A 20,116-nucleotide genomic window follows, 5' to 3' on the forward strand; every position below is an offset into this window, starting at 1 on the left:
ACTTTGAGTGTATTATTTTTTTGTTTTTACAGCAGCCATCTTATCAGCAACCTTTTGCGGTTGAATAACCATGCCTTCTTGTAATTTGTCAATGCCGCTTAATACTATTTGGTCGCCGGCGTTTACACCGCTTTGAACCAAGTAATTTTCACCAGCTTTCCCCACGATGCTAATGGCTTGTTTTTTTACTTTACTACTATCACCCAACGTAAATACAAATACTTTATCTTGCATTTCCACCGTTGCAGCTTGCGGTACCAAAATGGCATTGCTGTGTTGTAGACCTAACCTGATTTTACCCGTGTTGCCTGAACGAAGTAAGCCACTAGCATTCAGAAAGCTGGCTCTGAGGGTAATTGCTCCCGTGGTTTTATCAAACTGCCCGTCAATCATATCAATTTTGCCTTTAATTGGATAAGCGGTATCATCTGCTAGTAAAAGCTCAACAGCCGGTAAGTGACTAATTCTATCCGCGGGTGTTTTACCCGGATAATTCGCATTAAAGTTGTTGAAGTCTTTTTCAGCTAAAGCAAAATAAACATGCACTTCGTGGGTGTCAGATAACTGTGTTAGCGCTATTTCATCTGATGGAGAAACCAAGCTTCCTTGTTTTTTAGGAATACGGCCAATGTAGCCGCTTACCGTAGCCTTCACGTTGGTATAGCCTAAATTAATCTGCGCTGCAGCGACACTTGCTTTAGCTTGTTCTGCGTTTGCTTGAGCAATTTTATACGCTGTTTTTGCCGTTTTTAACTGGATGTCTGAAACGACTTTGTTTTGAACTAGTGGGGTCAACTTGTCGACCTCTAATTGTGCATTTAGCATAGCTGCCTCAGCGGCATGTAAACTTGCTTTAGCATTATTTAACGCTTCGCGATAAGGATTTTCGTTGATTTTAAATAAGGTTTGCCCTGCTGTCACATACGCGCCTTCGTTAACCAAAACGCTTTGTAAGTATCCACTCACTTGTGGCCGAACATCGATGTCAACCGCACCCTGAATCGAGGCAGGATAGTCGACATACGTGGTTTCAGTACTCGCATGTATGCTGCTAACCGGTAAAACGGGAGGTGGGGGTGCCGCCGCCGATTGCTCAGGAGAAGATTTACAGCTAGCGAGCAGTATAGATAGGATAGAGATTGTTAATAATGATTTAACACTGTTATAATTTTTAACAGTGTTAAGTGTAGGGTACAATGGATGTAGAGATTTCATATATTTAAATTTTAATTGAAATTAAAGCCAGTAAATAATTTAACACTGTTAAATTAATGTGTAAAAAAAAATTATGTGTTTATTGATAATGTGATGCCTTTAATAGCATCTCTTAAAATCTGTTGGTTCAGCTCGTTGGTTGTTCTTCCGTAAGGGCGCACTAAATTAATCGAGATTAGTCCATGAATAATAGACCAGTACGTGTAATATTTTTTGCAGATGTCGTCTTCAGAAACAGGTTTTTTGTCAAATAATGACTCAATTACGTCACCTAACATGTGACTTATGGTTTCGGCTTCGGGCATTGTTTTTTGAACGGTACAACAAACCATTTCCACTCCGTACATCAACTGATAAAATTCTTTATGTTTAAAGGCGAAGTCCCAATAGGCAACCCACATGGCTTCCATTTTATCTGCTGCATTTTCGTGTTGGTCTCTAGCGTTACGGATGTCTTTTGCCAATAGTAAATAACCTCTTCGGGTGAGCTCAAGTAAAATACCGTCCTTATTTGAAAAGTATTCGTAAATGATGGGTGCTGTATATTCAATCTGGTCAGCAATTTTACGCATACTCAATGCTTGCCAACCCTCTGTTTGAACAATGTTCAAGGCGGCATCCAGAATTTTTGTTCTGGTTTCATCTTTTAAACGTAGAATTCTTTCTTTGCTTCCCATGATATGGAATAAGGTGTAAATAATCTAACACCGTTAAGCAAAAGTAGAATCAATTCTAGAATTCCAAATCACACATATGTCATAAATAATGGGAACTGTATTTTTGTTATTGATAATCAGTCGTTTGTAATGTTTTTTGGTTGTTGTCATCACCATAAAAAAGAATTTTTTATTGTGATTTTTTATTTTTTAAGAAATTTTATCATTTATAAAGTACTTGTTATTCAAATTGTTATCTTGGGGGAACCAAATATTCCTATTTTATGAGTGATACATTACCGCAGAATAACATTTTCAAAGTTATTGGCGCCTCTTCATTGGGCACTTTAATTGAATGGTATGATTTTTACATTTTTGGCAGCTTAGCGGTTATCATCGGACACCAGTTATTTCCGGAAGATGCAGGGGCATCCGCATTAATTAATACCTTGGCCATTTTTGCTGCAGGCTTTATTGTTCGCCCTTTTGGCGCATTGGTTTTTGGCCGACTTGGCGATTTAATCGGGCGGAAATATACTTTCCTTTTAACATTGGTGTTAATGGGCGGTTCAACCTTTTTAATTGGTCTTATCCCATCATACAAAACCATTGGCTACGCAGCCCCTATTTTAGTGTTGGTGTTGCGCTTGGTTCAAGGTTTAGCATTGGGTGGGGAGTACGGTGGTGCGGCCACGTATGTCGCCGAGCATGCTCCCAAAAATAGACGGGGGTTTTTTACCAGCTGGATTCAAACAACAGCAACTTTAGGGTTGTTTTTATCGCTAGGCGTAATTGTGGTCACAAAGAACATTTTGGGAGCCGAAACTTTTGGCGATTGGGGTTGGCGTATTCCCTTCTTACTATCGATTCTTTTAGTCGGCGTTTCGATTTATATCCGAATGAAGATGCATGAATCGCCCTTGTTTTCGAAACTAAAATCGGAGGGGAAGGTTTCAAAGAATCCGTTGAAGGATAGTTTCAACAATAAAGCCAATTTTAAAATGGTTTTATTGGCTCTTTTTGGTGCAACAATGGGACAAGGTGTTATTTGGTACACCGGTCAGTTTTATGCCCAATCGTTTCTAGAAAATACCTGTAAGCTTGATTTTAATGATTCAAGGTATATCTTGCTTTGGGGAATTGCTTTTGCTACGCCGTTTTTTGTGGTGTTTGGTAGTTGGAGCGATCGGGTAGGGCGAAAGTGGATTATGCTTACCGGAATGCTTTTAGGGATAATTTTTTATCGTCCTATTTATCAAACCTTTTTGGATGATACCGATTTTACACACGTAGCTTCATCTGAAATTTTATCGAGTAATTCAGTTAGTAAAATGGTTGCTATTGATGGGACACAGGATAGTTTGAAGGTAATTACAACGACGGTTTCATTGAAAAGTGGGGCTTCTTTTACAAAGGTTCAGACCGATACGGTATCCTTTAGCAAAGGACTGCTGGCAGGCGAAGAAATGATCAAGGATAAAGTACTTCCTTTGTCTACTTTTTGGAAATTTGTAGGGTTGATTTTTTTCCAAATATTGTTAGTTACCATGGTGTATGGACCAATTGCTGCGTTTTTGGTGGAGCTTTTTCCTACGCAGATTCGATACACCTCGATGTCTCTGCCTTACCACATTGGAAACGGTGTTTTTGGGGGCTTGGTTCCTTTTATTGCTACCCTAGTTGCCAGTTTTGAAGGTTCTACACCCTTGTCAGGCTTGTGGTATCCAATCGGGATTGCCAGTTTAAGCTTGGTTATTGGCGCGGTTTATTTGAGTAATAAGAAAGACGAAAATATTAACGATTAATTTAAAAGATATGAAAGCGTTAAAAAAAATATTAGGCTTGGTTTGGGTTGTTATTGGGCCAATCGCCATGACTTTTTTGTTGCTTCAAGCGATAGAAAAGGTAGGTTTGGCTCATACCGAGATAGAAAGAACGAATACGCTCTTACAATGGTCGATTATATTGCTTATTTTCTTACCCATTAGCTTGGGCTTGATGATTTTTGGAGTGTATGCCATTAAAGGAGAGTACACGCATTTACCTGATAATTCAGAAGAAATTTAGATGAAACAAACCTAACCTATGAGGTTTTTAAAACCTCATAGGTTTAAAAAGGTTTATAAAACGCGAATCAACAATCCTTTTAAATATTCTCCTTCAGGGAAAGAAATACGTACAGGGTGGTCTTCTGGCTGACAGAATTGTTTAATGATTTGTACTTCTTTGCCTGCATCAAGCGCAGCCCAAGCAATAATTTGTTTAAAGGTTTCTATATCGACAGCGCCTGAGCAAGAGAAGGTGGCGAGTAATCCACCCTTTTCCAATAAAAGCATCCCAAGACGATTTAAATCTTTATAAGCACGCGCCGCACGATCCAACGCTGAACGTGATGGGGCATATTTTGGTGGGTCGAGCACAATTACATCAAACAATTCTCCCGATTCTTTAAATGCTCTAAGTTGTTTGTTAACATCCGATTGAATGGCTTTTGTTTTGCTTTCATCGAATCCGTTTAAAGCAATATTTTGTTTCAAGGTTTCAACGGCTAGGCCAGAGCTATCTACACTGGTAACTTCTGCAGCTTCGTTCGCTAAACAATTTAAGCTGAATCCGCCACTGTAACTAAAACAATCAAGTACCTTCTTGCCCTTTGTGTAGCTGGCTAAGATGTGTCGGTTATCGCGCTGATCGCAATAAAAACCCGATTTTTGTCCTTCGGCAATGTTAATGTTGTAGCGAATACCGTTTTCGGTTACTTCTAAAAACTCCGGTGGATTTTCGCCCCAAAGCAGTCCGTTTTCAATGGGTAAACCCTCATGTCCACGGGCGGTGGCATCGCTTTTATCAAAGATTCCTTTTGGATTTAATTCTTTTCTTAAAATATCAACGATCTCTGTTTTTACTTTTTCAATCCCTGAACTTAAGATTTGAAGCGAAAGGAAATCGGCGTATTTATCTACAATTAAGCCAGGTAAAAAGTCGGCTTCGCTAAATACAAGTCTGCAAGTGTTGGTTTGTTCATTTAAAATAAACTGACGAGAAGAAATGGCTTGTTTCAATCGGCTTTCGTACCATTCGGTGTTGATGATTTGGTCTTCATCCCATTCTAAAAGTCGAACTGCTACACGCGAATTGCTGTTAAAATATCCGTATGCTAAGAATTCGTTATCAAATGCGAATACTTTAACCACTTCGCCATCATTAGGTTTTCCTTTAACTTTTTCTAAAGCACCTGAAAACACCCAAGGATGCCGTTGAATGGCTGCTTTTTCTTTCCCTTTTTTTAAAATGATTTCTACCATGTTGCAAAGGTAATAAATAAATAAGCCCGCACGAATGTGGTTGTTGGGTATTCCTTCGGTGATCTGTTGAATTACAAGAAAGGATTTCCGAGCGTTTTTTTCATGCGAAGTAAATTGGTATCTAAAATGCGTGTTTCAAATTCAGTAATAGGCCGCTTAGCTTCAATCATGGAAATGAGCAGTTCGGTAGCAACCTGACCAATTTGAAAGGCTGGCTGTGCAACCGCGGTTAAGGATGGCGAAAACAAATCAGTTAGCTTCGAGTTTGTAAAGCCTGCAATGGCAATTTTATGCGCAATTTCTGGATTGTTGTTTTTGAGGGCTAAGATGGTTCCAGTTGTGAGTCGATCGCTGGCAATAAAAATTCCATCCGGGTTTAATTGAAGAATTTCTTTTACTGCATCGTTTAATTTTTCAATATGAATATCATCGTGTTTACAATATTTGACCAATTCGGGTCTAAACTCGATGTGGTATTTATTGAGTGCAGCTTTATAACCTGCCAAGCGCTCTTTTGTATTGGATAGCGTATCGGAATTTGTTAAATGCGCGATCACTCTTTTGCCAGATAAGATAAGATGCTCTGTTGCATCAAATGCACCTTTAAAATTATTAGCAATTACTTTGTGTGTTTCAAAATTTTCAGGAACACGGTCGAAAAAGACAATTGGGAGGCCTTTTCCGTAAAGATTGCGTAGGTAATCAATGTCTTCCGTTTCGGATGAAAGTGCAATTAATAATCCATCTATTGAACGGGAAGCAAGATGTTCAACATTCAGTTTTTCTTGTTTAGAAGATTCATGGCTTTGTGCAATAATTACATGATAATCTTTGGCATAGGCAATAGATTCCATGCCGTTAATAACCTCAGAAAAGAAGTTGTTGGCGATTTCACTAACAATGATGCCGATGGAATAGCTTCGGCGTTCTTTTAAGCTTCTGGCAATAGGGTTTGCACGGTAATTAACCTTCTCTGCGTAGGCTAAAACAAGTTTTTTTGTTTCTTCGCTAATTTCGTATCGGTCTCTTAAAGCGCGCGAAACTGTGGAAGTAGAGAGTCCTAGCGCTTTAGCAATATCTTTTATCGTGGATGTTTCAAATCTCATGTCAAGTAGTTGCTCACAAGTTACGAAAAGATATGCTTTTTTAGGTATTAAAGTTTATTTTAATAAGCGTCATAAATACGTTTGTGGGAACGTTTGCACAGTTTTTTGGTTAAAAGTGTATTGTGTGAATGACATTTTTTGTAAAATTGTTTAATCCAAACGTAACCAAATATTGTAAACCCCATTCATCCCATTAAAGAATTATCTTCTGAATGCAGACGATTGCATTAAATTAATCCGTAAAATCAACTAAACAATTAATAATTATGAGCAGAGTTTTACTCATTTTAGCATTTCTCTATTGTGCTTTTGGAGTTGCCACGGTGCATGCCCAAAATAGACAGCTTACAGGTACTGTTAAAGATAAAAAAGACGGTCAACCCATTGTAGGAGTCAGTGTGCTGATTAAAGATTCCAAAGTAGGAACGAGCACCGATGGAGATGGAAATTTTAAAATAAGCATTCCGGCGAAAGGAGCTATTTTAGTTTTTAATTATGTAGGCTATAAATCAAAATCAATTGCTGTAACAAATGAAACGAAATTGAATGTTTCATTAGAAGAGGATGCAAACACGCTTCAAGAAGTAACCGTTAATATTGGTTACGGAACGGTTAAAAAGGAAGCTTTAACTGGTTCTGTTTCGTCATTAGGAGGAAAAGATATTGAGCAATTTCCAGTGGCAAATGTGGCACAAGCATTGGCTGGTAAGTTAGCAGGGGTATCGGTATTAACGACCGAAGGAAGTCCTGGTGCGGATATTAACATCAAAGTTCGCGGAGGAAGTTCGTTAACAGGTGATAACTCTCCGTTGTACGTTGTAGACGGTGTGCAAGTTGAAAACGCTTTATCATTATTGTCTCCGAATGAAATTGAATCAATCGATGTTTTGAAAGATGTAGCATCAACTGCCATTTATGGTAGCCGTGGTGCAAATGGTGTATTTATTATTACCACCAAAAGCGGTAAAAATGGCCGTAACATTGTGTCATTTGATGTATATGGCGGTGCGCGTCAAATTGTGAATACGTTAGACGTGATGAATCCGTATGAGTATGTTAAATATCAATATGAATTGTACAACAATAATACTTCGCAAGATGTAAAAGATTCTTTTGCAAAACGTTACGGTACGTTTGAAGATTTAGATATTTACAAAAATATTCCAAACATCGATTGGCAGGATAAAGTTTTCGGTCGTACAGCTTGGAGCAATACCGAGGCATTAAACTTATCAGGTGGAAATGAGAAAACGACATACAGTTTAACATTAAACAATACCAAAGAAGATGGTATTATGTTAAACTCAGGTTTCAAAAGAACCTTTGCTAATTTCCGTTTCGATCATAAACTATCGCAAAAAATAAAGGTTAACTTTAACGTACGTTATAGCCGTCAGGAAACAGACGGTGTGGGGACTTCTAATACCGGTTCGCAAGGGAATAACCGTTTAAGAAATGCGGTACGTTACCAGCCATATTCGGGCGGAAGCGATTCTGGTGATTTTTTTGATGCGGATTATTTAACAACCAATTTATCGAACCCGATAACTTTGGCGAATCAAGAGTTAAAGTTCGACTATTTAAACAGTTTTATCGGAAGCGGTAGTTTTCAATATCAAATTTTAAATAATTTAACGTTTAAAACGACTTTGGGCTTAACCTATACGGATAGAAAAACAAATGGATTTAATGGTCCAGTGAGCGGTTTAGCTAGAAACAATGCGGGTTTACCGGTGGTTACGTTGTTTAATTCAAACCAACGTAATGTGTTAAACACGAACACCTTAAGTTATAAACCTAATTTAGGCCCCGACCACAGTTTAGATTTAATGGTAGGACAGGAGTTCAACATGGTGGATTTACAATCGAATGCAAGTACAACCAAATGGTTCCCAGTAAATATAACCGCGGATGAAGCATTTTCGAGTATTCAAAAAGCGGAGCCACCAACTGGATCGGTGCAAGATAAACCAACATCGGCGGTTAGTGGAAATCATCAACTTTCGTTTTTTGGTCGTGCAGCATACGGATACAAGAGCAAGTATTTCTTTACGTTTAACTTACGTGCAGATGGTTCTTCATTCTTTGCTCCGGGCCAACAATGGGGGTATTTTCCTTCAGGACAATTTGCTTGGCGTGCATCGGAAGAACAATTCTTCAAGGATTGGAACATAGATTGGATGGATAATTTTAAAGTTCGTGTAAGTTATGGCGCTGCGGGTAACAATCGTATTGGACAAGATTTGTTTAGAGCCTTGTATTCTGCAAACTCTACTCAAGGAGGGTATGCTGCTAGTGATGCATCTGTAACCACGGGTTTAATTCCGGGCGCAGTAATGCCGAATCCAAACATTACATGGGAAACGAATGTTTCTCAGGGCATAGGTATCGATATTGATTTATTTAAAAAACGTTTGAATTTAACCTTAGATTACTATAACAATAAAACAAATAATTTATTGCTATTGGCAAATATTCCTCCAATTACTGGATATTCTACCCAACAACAAAACGTGGGTAAAACACAAAATAGAGGTTTTGAAATGCAGTTAAATTATTTAGCAGTTAAAAACAAAGATTTCACGTACTCAACCGGATTAAATTTATCGTTTAACCGAAATAAAATACTTGGTTTACAGGGAGGTGTTACTTCTTACGTTACTGCATCTGGATGGGTAAATAGTTTGAATGATTTCTTAGTTCAGGTAGGTCAACCGGTAGGTCAGTTCTATGGCTTTGAATCAGATGGCCGTTATACCATTGATGATTTTAATTATGTACAAAACACAAATGGTAGCTATACTTATACCTTGAAAGCAGATGTGCCAAATGCACGTGTTTTATTAGGAAATCGTGAACCACAGCCGGGCGATATGAAAGTGAAAAAACTTTCTTCAAGTTCAAGCATGCTTATCGGCGATGATGATAGAACGGTATTAGGGGTAGCTCAACCAAAAATGGAAGGTGGTTTTAATAACCAATTTGCTTACAAAAATTTCGATTTTACAGTATTCATGAACTTCTCGGTTGGTAGCAAGGTATATAATGCGAACAAAATTGAGTTTACTTCGCAATACAATGTGAAAGACAACAATTTACTATCGGTAATGAACGACCGTTGGCAAAATTTTAATGAAAATGGTGTTAAAGTAACTGATCCAACACTTTTAGCTGCCATGAATGCAAATACCAGTATGTGGACTCCAACTGGAGGTAATTATTCATTGTATTCGTATGCAGTAGAAGATGGTTCATTCTTAAGAATTACCAACGTTACTTTGGGATATACTTTACCAACGAAATTAATGGCTAAAACTGGTTTCATTTCTAAATTAAGAGTATACGGTACCGTAAATAACTTATGGACTATTACTGGTTATTCAGGATATGATCCGGAAGCTAATACACGTGGAAAGGTAAATCCTTTAACACCTGGGGTTGATTATGCTGCTTACCCACGCAGCAGATACATCCTTGCTGGAATTAACATGGTATTTTAATATTAACATTAAAGAAAATGAAGAATAAATTAATACAGTCGGCTTTAATGGTAATAGCTGTTGGAGCTTTAAGTTTAACTACTTCGTGTAAAAAATATTTGGAGGTTAATTCTCCATCAAGTTCAACACCTGAGGTTGTTTTTGAAAGTTCAACCTATACAAACTCAGCCTTAATAGGCGTTTATAATCGCCTTTGTGGAGATAATGGATACGGTAGCCGTATTTCGACCTTGTTTGGTATTACTGCCGATGATTTTAAAACATCGGGTAGTTATAGCTCTTCAGATAGAAGGGGAATTAGCATGTACGGTGCTAGTTCAGATAATACCGATTTGGTTAATCCATTTTTGCAGTTGTATGCAGGAGTGGAACGTGCAAATATTTGCATTAAGTACATTCCAACCTCAAGTTTATACAACAATGGTTCGGCAACAGATAAAGCTTTAATGAAACGCTATTATGGCGAGGCTTTGGCTTTAAGGGCGCAGTTTTTGTTTGAATTAATTCGTAACTGGGGCGACGTACCAGCTAATTTTGTGCCTTCTTCTGACGGAGAAACATTATACGGTGCGAACGTAGATAGAGATAAAACCTACGATCAAATCATTGCCGATTTAAAAACAGCGGAGGATTTGGTGCCTTGGAGAAGTGAGTTGCTTGAATATGGAAGTTTCCGTTTCACGAAGGGTGCTATTAAAGGATTACGTGCGCGTATTGCTTTAGCGCGTGGAGGCTATTCGTTAAGAACAGATACCAAATTAATGGAGCGTAGATCGGATTATTTAACATATTACAAAATTGCACAGGAGGAGTGTTTAGATTTAATTAATCGTCGTGGTGAGCATTCTTTGAATCCGGTTTATGAGAATGTGTTTAAAACCTTGCACGGTACACGTTTAGACGATGCACACGAATTAATGTTCGAAGTAGGTGCATTTGGAAGTAACGCATCTACTGATAGTAAATTAGGTTACTACAACGGTATCCGTTTCAACTCGGCTTCGACATTTGGTTCTGGTGGTGCAGGTATGAATGCTATTCCTACTTATTTTTATGAGTTTGATGCAACAAAAGATTGCCGCAGAGATGTAACGATTGGGGTATTTGAAATTACTGCGACTTCAAAGAAAATGATCAATACATTAAATAACATGACCGATGCGAAGTTCCGTAAATCATGGACCGCTTTTACGAATTCTTCCGCTTCTCAACAGTTTGCCGTTAACTGGCCTATATTGCGCTTTGCGGATGTGTTATTGATGTACGCCGAGGCGGACAATGAAGTAAATGGTGCGCCATCTGCTACCGCGATTGCTGCTTTACAAGAGGTGCAAAAACGTGCTTATGCTGGTTTCGAAACACAAATACCAACGACCCCTACAGATAAAATAGGCTTCTTTAATGCCATTGTAAAAGAGCGTTTATTGGAATTTGGTGGCGAGGCAATACGTAAATACGATTTAATTCGTTGGAATTTAATCGCGAGCAAATTTGCAGAAACCAGAGTTAAATTAACTGATTTAATTAATGGTGTGAATCAATATGCTTCGGTTCCAAATTATATTTATGCAAAAGAATCGAACTATTTGCAAGGAACAACAGTTGCAGATGTGGCTGCTTTAGATTTATACGGAGGTACACCAAACAGTGTTTTTGTTTCTCCTGGATTAAACACAGCAACGGCTCCTACTGGCTATACAACTAAAAACTGGAGAAAGGCACTTACGTTAGATAATACAATAACAAGTATTTCAACGGGTTTTGCTTTATATTTTGAAGCAAACAAAAAAGAGTTGTTCCCGTATCCAAAATCGGTGTTAAATGATAACCCGAATATGGATCAGAATTATGGCTATTAATATCTATTTTAAAAGATCAATTATGAAAAGATTTGTATATCAACTTGGTTTTAAACTGATTGTGTTAGCCAGTATGAGCATGGCTATTTCATCTTGCAAGAAAGAAGATAACCAGCCTACCGAACCAGCTCGTATTTTTAAACCCAGTGAGGTAAAAGTTACAACGGGAGAAACAGCTGCGGTTATTACTTGGGCTACACCTATTATGGCTTCAGGTAAATTAAAATATAGTGTAGATATTTCTACGGATTCACTGTTTAATACTGTAAGTTATACCACTACTGCAGATACAACTGGAACCATTGTTACGGATGAAAATATGGCGGTGCGTACGAAGTACTTTGCTCGTATTAAAGCACTTGCTACGAGTACTCAACCTGAATCGAAATATGTAGTAAGTTCGTCGTTTCAGATTTCGGGGAAACAGTTTTTCTTACCTGTGCGCGATTCAGAAATAAAAGAGAATAATGTAACCCTGCGTTTTACTCCTACAGTTGGATTAAGTTCAATTGTACTTACCCCGGCAAGTGGTTCGGCAATTACAACTGCCTTAACAACGGCAGATGCTGCAGCTGGTTTAAAAAATATCACGGGTTTGACGGGGGGGGTTAAATACAATGCAGAGTTATTTCAAGGAACTAAAAATGTTGGTTTCTTAAGCTTTACAACTTTAACTCCAACAAATTATACCGTTAAATTAAATCCAGGTGATGATTTAGCAGCAGCCATTACTGCTGCTGCTAATGGTGCAGTTATCGGTTTGAACCCAGGGACGTATAATGTAACAGCTGCTAGTACATTTATCACACAAAAGACAATTACGTTGAAATCTACTTCTGGTAATCCAACGGATACGAAAGTTAATTTTAAAGAGATTGATATTGAAGGTACAGGTGCTGGTATTACTTTAGCAGGTATAGAATTCGATGGTACGGCAGGTACATCTTTATACTTCCTTAACTTTATTGGTTCGCAAGCAGCGAATGGTTCGGCGGCAACATTCACCAATGTAACAGTAGATAATTGTATTGTACACGGTTCTACCACCGCATTTTTGAGAGCTGATAGAGGAACAGCTGCAAGAGATTTTAAAATTGGTGCAATAACGGTAAATAACTCTGTAGTGTACGATATGGGAGCAAATGGCTCTTCAAATTATTACATGTTCCATTTAACAAAAATGGAGTTTGCTAATTTGAACGTTACCAAATCAACTTTTTATAATAATGGACCAGGCTTGGTAATCGCAAGTACTGCACTTACAGGAGCGGCAATACCTTCTGTATTGATTACGAATACAACCATCAATGGTTTTGGTGGAAATGCGAAATATGCCTTGTTAGATGCGAATACGAATCCAATTAGTTTCGTAATGCGCGATAATATTTTTGCAAACACACCTAAATCGGGAACGGTTGTAGCTGCAGCCATTAGAGGTACAGGTACCGGAAGTACACTTACAATAGCCAATAACAATTATTTTAATTTAGTAACTACTGTAGGAGGAACAACTGCGTTAACGTTTGGTACTGCAACTTTGACTGCTAACTCTTCAACAGATTTGGGTTGGACAGCCGCAACAACCACTTTTACATTACCAGTTGGTTCGCCTTTGCGTACATCAAGTAGTACAGGAGGTGCTCTTGGTGATCCACGTTGGACATATTAATATTTTTAGGTACTAGGGCAGGTAGTTTTACCTGCCCTTTTTTTTAAATTACTAATTTCTTTTTAATGCGTTTATTTAACTATTTAGGACTTGCGCTCGTATTAACCTTATTTTCATTCACTCAAACTCAAAAGCAAACCACCGTGTACATTATTGGCGACTCTACTGCGGCCAATAAATCTTCAAAAGCATACCCAGAAACAGGATGGGGAATGAAGCTTCAATCTTTTTTTAAGGATGAAGTGAAGGTTGATAACCGCGCTTTAAACGGTAGAAGTACCAAATCGTTCAGAAACGAAAAACAATGGGACCCGATTATGGAGAAATTAAATCCGGGTGATTATGTTTTCATCGAATTTGGGCACAACGATGAAAAGGTGGATAAACCAACTGTAGGAACTTCGCTGAGCGAGTTTAAAACTAATTTGGTAAATTACGTAAACGAGGCAAGAAGTAAAAAAGCCATTCCGGTTTTGTTAACCCCAATTGCAAGACGCAACTTTAAAAATGGAGTTTTAACCGATACGCATGGCGATTATCCGGCGGTGACGCGTAAAGTAGCCGATTCATTGAAAGTGCCTTTAATTGATATGTTGGTTAAAACAGAAGCTTTGTTGCGCTCATTGGGGGATGTACCTTCTATCAAATTGTTTAATTACGTGGATTCGGGGAATGTAAATTATCCGAAAGGAAAGAAAGACGATACCCATTTAAGTCCTGAAGGAGCAAAACAACTAGCTGGTTTGGTGGTTATGGGAATTAAAGAAACTAAATTAGATTTGCGTAAAAAACTAAAATAAGGATTTAGAATGTTTTCAAAATTTAAAGCTCAGCTATTTTTATGGATAGGTTTAATGGCAGGTACTTTGGTCGGTTTTGCACAAAATTCGGCTCCTACTAAATCTACAAAAACAGTTTATCCGGCCGTGTTAACAGTGGCTCAAGACGGTTCGGGTGATTATAAAACCATTCAAGAAGCGGTAAATTCTATTCGCGATATTGGCGAGAAAGAGGTTTTAATCAAAATAAAAAAAGGGATTTATGCCGAGAAACTGATTATTCCAAGTTGGAAGATAAACATTAAGCTGTTGGGCGAAAGTGCCGATAATACCATTATTACTTGGGGCGATTTTTCTGGAAAGGCCTATCCAGAAGGCAAGGATGCTTTTGGAAAGGATAAATATACCACCTATACTTCGTATACGGTTTTAGTACAAGGAAATGATGTTACACTAGAAAATTTAACCGTCGCAAATTCGTCGGGTAGAGTGGGACAAGCGGTGGCTTTGCATGTGGAAGGGGACCGCTTTGTGGCTAGGAATTGCAAGTTTTTAGGTAATCAGGACACGTTGTATGCCGCGACAGAAAATAGTCGTCAGTACTATTTGAATTGCTACGTGGAAGGAACTACCGATTTTATTTTTGGTAAATCGACGGTTTTGTTTGCGGGCTGTACCATTAAGAGTTTGACCAATTCTTACATCACGGCTGCTTCTACTTCAGCGAAGCAAAAATTTGGCTTTGTATTTTTAAACTGTAAGTTGATTAGTGAAGTCTCTGCCAATAAAGTTTTTTTAGGTCGGCCATGGCGTCCGTTTGCTAAAACCGTATTTATTCAATGCGATTTAGGTAAGCACATTGTACCTGAAGGATGGAACCCCTGGAAAGGTGATGATATGTTTCCGGATAAGGAAAAGACTGTTTTTTATGCCGAGTACAAAAATACAGGAGCAGGTGCTTCAACAGATGCTCGGGTTGCTTGGGCAAAGCAATTGAGTAAGCAGGAAGCAAAACACTATACCCTTGCTCAGATTTTGGGCGGAATGGATAATTGGAATCCGGTTAAGTAGATTTATCTAAAAACCTATAAGGTTTTAAAAGCCTTATAGGTTTGACTAGGTTTTTTTAGAAAATATACTTCGTACTCAAGAAATTCGAATCGTTATCGTTTACAATTTCATTTAGCAAATGCTTATTCGCGTCGGTGAACTTTGCTGCCACCAAAGAACGAATAGAGAACGAGCGTAAAGCATCTACAACTGATAGTGTACCTTCAGCACTGTCTTTGCGACCTGTAAAAGGAAATACGTCTGGTCCGCGTTGACATTGGCAGTTAATGTTTACACGACTTACTTGATTTACCAAAGGATCAATTAGCGATGAAATTACGGCGGCGTTGTTGCTGAAAATACTCACTTGCTGACCGTGTGGCGATCCAATTAAGTATTCTATTGGTTCTTCTAAATCGTCGAATGGAACCACCGGAATAACCGGACCAAATTGCTCCTCGCGATACAATTTCATATTGCTGTTTACCGGGTACACAACGGCAGGATACACAAAGGTTTCGAGCGTTTGACCACCGTTTTTGTTGATTACTTTGGCGCCGTGTGCTGCTGCATCATCAATACATTCTTTTAAATATTCGGGTTTGTTTACTTCGGGTAGGGGTGTTAAGGCAACTCCTTTTTCCCAAGGCATACCAAATTTTAGTTTCTCCACTTCGGCCGACAAACGCTTCAAGAATTCTTGCGCTAAACTGCGGTGTACATACACAATTTTAATGGCGGTACAGCGTTGGCCGTTAAACGATAAGGAGCCTAAAACAGTTTCGGAAACGGCTAAATCTAAATTTGCATCTTTGGTAATGATGGCTGCGTTTTTGGCATCGAGGCCTAAAATGGCGCGTAAGCGATTTACTTTAGGATGTAATTTTTTTAACTCGTTGGCTACTTTACTAGATCCAATAAGGGTAAGCACATTAATTTTTCCAGATTTCATTAAACCTGGTACAATGGTGTTGCCTCGACCATAAATGGTGTTTACAACGCCTTTAGGAAAACTGGTTCTGAATGCCTCTAACAATGGATAATGTAAAAGCGTACCATGTTTAGGTGGTTTAAATAAAAGTGTATTGCCCATGATGAGCGCCGGAATTAAGGTGGTAAAGGTTTCGTTTAAGGGATAATTAAACGGACCCATACATAACACCACTCCAAGAGGAGAGCGACGCACCTGCGCTACGATTTCTTGTTCTATTTCGAAGCGTGAGGATTGACGGTCGATGTCTTTAAGGGCATCGATGGTGGCGTAGATGTATTCTACTGTACGATCGAATTCTTTTACTGAGTCGGCATAAGATTTACCAATTTCCCACATGATTAATTTGGCAACTAGTTCTTTTTGCTCAATCATTTTATGGGTGAAATTTTCTACGCAGGCTATGCGGCTGGCTACACTCATGGTGGGCCATTCGCCACGGCCATTATCGTATGCGGCTACGGCTGCATCCAGGGCTTCTGTCGATTCTTTTTCGGTACAAACCGGAAAACTACCGATGCGTTTTCGCTTTAATCCGTCTGTAGTTTTAATGCATACGGGTGAGTAAACGTCATTAAATGGTCCGCTCCATTGTTTCATCTCCCCGTTTGAAAGAAATTCTTTTTGATTGATTTCTTCCGTAAGCCTAAATTCATCTGGAATTTGGCTTTCTTCAACGAAAATATTTTCGAGGTTTAAAGTGGTGCTCAATGTAAAATAGTATTATGGTTTATTTTTGTTTAGTTTGTCTATAGGTATAGTATAGAATTAGGATTTAGAAAACAGGCTTTAACATCTTTTTTTAGAATGTTAAAGCCTGTAAGTTATTTTAAATCAATTACTTTCATTTTAGGAACCAATGTTTTCATTACGATCCAGGCAATTAAATAAGCCAAGGCACAGAATGCAAACATAATGGTATAGCCGGTTTGAATGTGGCCTAATGCTTTATAGTGATCGAATAAGGCACCGCCAGTTTTAGAGATTAATACGCCTCCAATACCGCCTGCCATACCACCTATTCCGATAACTGAGCCAACGGCCTTTTTAGGAAACATGTCGGATACGGTTGTAAAGATATTTGCCGACCAAGCTTGGTGAGCCGATGCTCCAATACCAATTAAAATTACTGGTACCCAAAAGGTAAAATGTCCTAATGGTTGTGCTAATAATACCACCAATGGAATTAATGCAATTAAGAGCATCGCCTTCATACGGCCTTCGTATATGTTGTATCCTTTTTTAAGGAAATATGCCGGAAACCATCCTCCTCCAACACTACCAATCATGGTCATACTATAAAGTACGGCTAATGGGAATACAATTTGAGTGCCCTCCATGCCGTATTGAGCTTTTAGGTACGATGGCAACCAGAAAAGGAAAAACCACCAAACACCGTCGGTCATAAATTTACCAAAGGCAAAGGCCCAGGTTTGTTTAAAGCCAAGTAATTTAACCCATGATACTTTTTTGGCTTCGACTTCATCAGATGTTGTGGTTTCCTGTTGATCGGTATCGCTTAAAATATAATCGAGTTCTGCTTTTGATAATTTCTTCTGATTTTCTGGTTTTTCGTAGAAAATGAACCAGAAGAATAACCATACAAAGCCAATGGCACCAATAATTAAGAAAGTAGCTTCCCATCCCCATGCTTCGGCGATATAGGGTACCGTTGCTGGAGCTAAAATAGCACCTACATTGGCACCTGAGTTAAAAATACCGGTTGCTAACGAACGTTCTTTTTTAGGGAAATATTCGGCCGTGGCTTTAATCGCCGCTGGAAAGTTCCCCGATTCTCCAAAACCTAAAACGGCTCTTGAAACAACAAAACCCAGTACCGAAATGGAAATATTGGTAATACCTACCAGTGCTAACAGTGATGCAGTTGCTTCGCCCAGAGGGATGGCTTTGGCGTGTAAAATAGCTCCGAAGGACCAAACGATGATGGCAATTGCGTAACCCCATTTTGTTCCAAGTTTATCAATAATTCGACCGGCAAAGAGCATTGAAATAGCATAGATGAATTGAAATGCTGCGGTAATATTTGCATAATCAGTGTTCGTCCATCCAAATTCAGCTTCTAATTTCCCAGATAATAAACTTAAAACCTGGCGGTCTAAATAATTTACGGTTGTAGCAAAAAATAGAAGTGCACATATGGTCCATCTGTAATTGCCAATTTTTGGTTTATTCATTTTGGTTAGGTTTGTTTTTCGTTTACTTACTCTGCTTAATTAAGTCAAGCGCTATTTTGGTGTTTTCTTCCAGCTCTTCGTAAAGGCCTTTGCTCATCACTTCTTTGCTGATTAATTTACTACCCATACCTACGGCACAAACTCCGGCTTTAAACCAGGTTTTTAGGTTGTCGAGGTTAATCTCTACACCACCAGTTGGCATAAACAACTGACCTGCAAATAAATCTTTAATAGAAGATATAAATTCAGGACCTAAAATATTAGCTGGGAATATTTTAATAAGCATGGCTTTGTGTTGTTGCGCGACACTAATTTCGGTTGGGGTCATACATCCCGGAATCCAGAGCATATCTATTTTGTTTGCGATTTCGGCCACTTCAGGATTTACTATTGGCGCCACAATAAAATCGGTTCCGGCTTCAATAAAAGCATTTGCTTCGTGCCCTGTTTTGATGGTTCCAATACCCAAGTATAAATCAGGCATTTCTTCATTCCGTACTTCGATGAGCTTTTTGAAGTTTGACAAAGCCGATTTTCCGCGATTGGTATATTCGAAAACACGAACACCCGATTTGTATAGGCTACGTAGAATTTCTACACTACCTGCTTCACTATCTTGATAAAACAAAGGCAACATCCCTTGTTCTAAAATGGCATCTAAAATTTTGTGTTTGTTGCTAATCATCGTATTATTCTTTTTTCTATTTCCTCAACGGTGCTGGTTGTGGCATCGCTTGGGATGTACAATTTATCGTAGGCTGCAGCTGTTGCAAAGTTTAGGATTTCGCTTGCAGATAAGTCGTTGTAGAAACCGTAAATTAAACCTCCCATAAAGCAGTCGCCGCTACCCACCTTATCTAAAATTTCATCCGAAATGTATTCTTCTGATACGGTTAATTCGTCGTTAGTATAAAGCGTGGTATAATATTTAATGCCTTTTCCGTTATCGAATCTAAAAGTATTTGCAATAGCTTTACAGCCAGGAAAAAGGGTTAAAATTTCTTTTGAAGTATCGGTTGCTTGTTGCAATAATGTTTCTTTATCGTAATTATCAGCAGCGGCTGATAAATCAGTATGTAAAGCTGTTCCCAACATTTTGTTGGCTGCCCATACATTTCCCATAATTAAGTTACAATAGCGCGCTAATTCAGGTAGAATATTAATAGGCTCTTTGCCGTACTTCCACAATTTTGAACGGTAGTTTAAATCGAGCGAAATGGTAATGTTTTTGGCACTTGCAACTTTTACTGCTTCTAAACATACGTCTGCAACATTTTGGCTTATAGCAGGACAAATTGTACTGAAATGAAACCAGGTTACACCTTCGAATACTTCATCCCAGTTGATTTGACCAACTTGTAAGTCGGCAAACGATGAGTTTGCTCGATCGTAAATTACACCTGCATTTTTTAAATCTTTCCCTTTCGGAAGATAGTATAACCCTAAACGGTCTCCGCTATACACCATTGGGTTGGTATCAACGTTTTTTGTTTTAAGGTAATCAACTATTTCGTGTGTAATATAATTATCGGGAACTGCCGATAAATAAGCAGAAGGGACACCCCATAAAGCTAATGCTGTGGCTACGTTTAGCTCAGCTCCGCCCACATAAAAAGGAAGTCTGTTCTCCTCAATCCATTGCGTGTTCATGTCTGGACAAATGCGTAATAGCAGTTCTCCAAAGCTTAAAACTTTATCTCCCTTTTTTAATAATGATGATATCTGGTTGTTCATTTGGTAATGAATGGCTTTGTGTGTTGTATGATAGCCTTAATTATAAAAGGAAATGAT

General features: G+C 38.5%; 15 protein-coding genes. 7 read left to right on the forward strand and 8 right to left on the reverse strand.

What is annotated here, in order from left to right; translation table 11 throughout:
• Nucleotides 1-12: 12 nt before the first annotated feature.
• Both ACJVDK_RS15035 and ACJVDK_RS15040 read right to left on the reverse strand, forming a co-directional pair.
• Entirely contained in the window at nt 13-1,215 is a 1,203-nt protein-coding gene (locus tag ACJVDK_RS15035) for an efflux RND transporter periplasmic adaptor subunit (protein ID WP_443937485.1), read from the reverse strand.
• 71 nt (nt 1,216-1,286) lie between these two features.
• Nucleotides 1,287-1,892, reverse strand: a complete 606-nt coding sequence (locus ACJVDK_RS15040) for a TetR/AcrR family transcriptional regulator (protein WP_443937486.1) — start codon at nt 1,890-1,892, stop codon at nt 1,287-1,289.
• 263 nt (nt 1,893-2,155) lie between these two features.
• Here ACJVDK_RS15040 and ACJVDK_RS15045 point away from each other — a divergent pair, with 263 nt between their 5' ends.
• Complete coding sequence (locus ACJVDK_RS15045; RefSeq protein WP_443937487.1) at nt 2,156-3,676, forward strand: MFS transporter; 1,521 nt, start codon at nt 2,156-2,158, stop codon at nt 3,674-3,676.
• 10 nt (nt 3,677-3,686) lie between these two features.
• Nucleotides 3,687-3,938: a DUF6814 family protein gene (locus tag ACJVDK_RS15050; RefSeq protein ID WP_443937488.1), complete on the forward strand. Its 252-nt coding sequence runs from the start codon at nt 3,687-3,689 to the stop codon at nt 3,936-3,938.
• 53 nt (nt 3,939-3,991) lie between these two features.
• Here ACJVDK_RS15050 and ACJVDK_RS15055 read toward each other — a convergent pair whose 3' ends face one another.
• Both ACJVDK_RS15055 and ACJVDK_RS15060 read right to left on the reverse strand, forming a co-directional pair.
• Nucleotides 3,992-5,176, reverse strand: a complete 1,185-nt coding sequence (locus ACJVDK_RS15055) for a class I SAM-dependent rRNA methyltransferase (RefSeq protein WP_443937489.1) — start codon at nt 5,174-5,176, stop codon at nt 3,992-3,994.
• Between the two features lie 71 nt (nt 5,177-5,247).
• Nucleotides 5,248-6,282: a LacI family DNA-binding transcriptional regulator gene (locus ACJVDK_RS15060; RefSeq protein WP_443937490.1), complete on the reverse strand. Its 1,035-nt coding sequence runs from the start codon at nt 6,280-6,282 to the stop codon at nt 5,248-5,250.
• A 266-nt stretch (nt 6,283-6,548) separates the two neighbouring features.
• Here ACJVDK_RS15060 and ACJVDK_RS15065 point away from each other — a divergent pair, with 266 nt between their 5' ends.
• The 5 genes from ACJVDK_RS15065 (at nt 6,549) to ACJVDK_RS15085 (ending at nt 15,160) form a co-directional block, all read left to right on the forward strand.
• Nucleotides 6,549-9,782 carry a SusC/RagA family TonB-linked outer membrane protein gene (locus tag ACJVDK_RS15065; RefSeq protein WP_443937491.1) on the forward strand — a complete coding sequence of 1,078 codons (3,234 nt, stop codon included), beginning with the start codon at nt 6,549-6,551 and terminating at the stop codon, nt 9,780-9,782.
• Nucleotides 9,783-9,799: 17 nt separating this feature from the next.
• The gene (locus tag ACJVDK_RS15070; protein WP_443937492.1) at nt 9,800-11,641 is read left to right on the forward strand and encodes a RagB/SusD family nutrient uptake outer membrane protein; all 1,842 of its coding nucleotides are present in this window, start codon (nt 9,800-9,802) and stop codon (nt 11,639-11,641) included.
• 22 nt (nt 11,642-11,663) lie between these two features.
• Nucleotides 11,664-13,310 (forward strand): hypothetical protein, encoded by a 1,647-nt coding sequence (locus tag ACJVDK_RS15075; protein ID WP_443937493.1) that lies wholly within the window; start codon nt 11,664-11,666, stop codon nt 13,308-13,310.
• Between the two features lie 65 nt (nt 13,311-13,375).
• The gene (locus ACJVDK_RS15080; RefSeq protein WP_443937494.1) at nt 13,376-14,110 is read left to right on the forward strand and encodes a rhamnogalacturonan acetylesterase; all 735 of its coding nucleotides are present in this window, start codon (nt 13,376-13,378) and stop codon (nt 14,108-14,110) included.
• A gap of 9 nt (nt 14,111-14,119) precedes the next feature.
• Entirely contained in the window at nt 14,120-15,160 is a 1,041-nt protein-coding gene (locus ACJVDK_RS15085) for a pectinesterase family protein (RefSeq protein WP_443937495.1), read from the forward strand.
• A gap of 55 nt (nt 15,161-15,215) precedes the next feature.
• On the opposite strand, the gene ACJVDK_RS15090 is transcribed toward ACJVDK_RS15085, so the two are convergent.
• The 4 genes from ACJVDK_RS15090 to ACJVDK_RS15105 all read right to left on the reverse strand — a co-directional run bounded on the left by ACJVDK_RS15090 (nt 15,216) and on the right by ACJVDK_RS15105 (nt 20,059).
• On the reverse strand, nt 15,216-16,841 hold the full coding sequence (locus tag ACJVDK_RS15090) for an NADP-dependent glyceraldehyde-3-phosphate dehydrogenase (RefSeq protein WP_443937496.1): 1,626 nt from the start codon (nt 16,839-16,841) through the stop codon (nt 15,216-15,218).
• 113 nt (nt 16,842-16,954) lie between these two features.
• A complete protein-coding gene (locus tag ACJVDK_RS15095) occupies nt 16,955-18,325 on the reverse strand; it encodes an MFS transporter (protein ID WP_443937497.1) in 1,371 nt (456 codons plus the stop codon).
• 22 nt (nt 18,326-18,347) lie between these two features.
• The gene (locus tag ACJVDK_RS15100; protein WP_443937498.1) at nt 18,348-19,010 is read right to left on the reverse strand and encodes a bifunctional 4-hydroxy-2-oxoglutarate aldolase/2-dehydro-3-deoxy-phosphogluconate aldolase; all 663 of its coding nucleotides are present in this window, start codon (nt 19,008-19,010) and stop codon (nt 18,348-18,350) included.
• Nucleotides 19,007-20,059 carry a PfkB family carbohydrate kinase gene (locus ACJVDK_RS15105; RefSeq protein WP_443937499.1) on the reverse strand — a complete coding sequence of 351 codons (1,053 nt, stop codon included), beginning with the start codon at nt 20,057-20,059 and terminating at the stop codon, nt 19,007-19,009. The genes ACJVDK_RS15100 and ACJVDK_RS15105 overlap by 4 nt, the downstream gene beginning before the upstream one ends.
• Nucleotides 20,060-20,116 lie beyond the last annotated feature (57 nt).

Source organism: Pedobacter paludisoli (genome assembly GCF_052344095.1).
GTDB lineage: Bacteria > Bacteroidota > Bacteroidia > Sphingobacteriales > Sphingobacteriaceae > Pedobacter.

Coding starts and splice junctions, on each gene's coding strand:
- ACJVDK_RS15085 (WP_443937495.1), top strand. CDS start 14,120: ATGTTTTCAAAATTTAAAGCTCAGCTATTTTTATGGATAGGTTTAATG.
- ACJVDK_RS15070 (WP_443937492.1), top strand. CDS start 9,800: ATGAAGAATAAATTAATACAGTCGGCTTTAATGGTAATAGCTGTTGGA.
- ACJVDK_RS15075 (WP_443937493.1), top strand. CDS start 11,664: ATGAAAAGATTTGTATATCAACTTGGTTTTAAACTGATTGTGTTAGCC.
- ACJVDK_RS15100 (WP_443937498.1), bottom strand. CDS start 19,010: ATGATTAGCAACAAACACAAAATTTTAGATGCCATTTTAGAACAAGGG.
- ACJVDK_RS15035 (WP_443937485.1), bottom strand. CDS start 1,215: ATGAAATCTCTACATCCATTGTACCCTACACTTAACACTGTTAAAAAT.
- ACJVDK_RS15080 (WP_443937494.1), top strand. CDS start 13,376: ATGCGTTTATTTAACTATTTAGGACTTGCGCTCGTATTAACCTTATTT.
- ACJVDK_RS15045 (WP_443937487.1), top strand. CDS start 2,156: ATGAGTGATACATTACCGCAGAATAACATTTTCAAAGTTATTGGCGCC.
- ACJVDK_RS15055 (WP_443937489.1), bottom strand. CDS start 5,176: ATGGTAGAAATCATTTTAAAAAAAGGGAAAGAAAAAGCAGCCATTCAA.
- ACJVDK_RS15040 (WP_443937486.1), bottom strand. CDS start 1,892: ATGGGAAGCAAAGAAAGAATTCTACGTTTAAAAGATGAAACCAGAACA.
- ACJVDK_RS15105 (WP_443937499.1), bottom strand. CDS start 20,059: ATGAACAACCAGATATCATCATTATTAAAAAAGGGAGATAAAGTTTTA.
- ACJVDK_RS15050 (WP_443937488.1), top strand. CDS start 3,687: ATGAAAGCGTTAAAAAAAATATTAGGCTTGGTTTGGGTTGTTATTGGG.
- ACJVDK_RS15095 (WP_443937497.1), bottom strand. CDS start 18,325: ATGAATAAACCAAAAATTGGCAATTACAGATGGACCATATGTGCACTT.
- ACJVDK_RS15065 (WP_443937491.1), top strand. CDS start 6,549: ATGAGCAGAGTTTTACTCATTTTAGCATTTCTCTATTGTGCTTTTGGA.
- ACJVDK_RS15060 (WP_443937490.1), bottom strand. CDS start 6,282: ATGAGATTTGAAACATCCACGATAAAAGATATTGCTAAAGCGCTAGGA.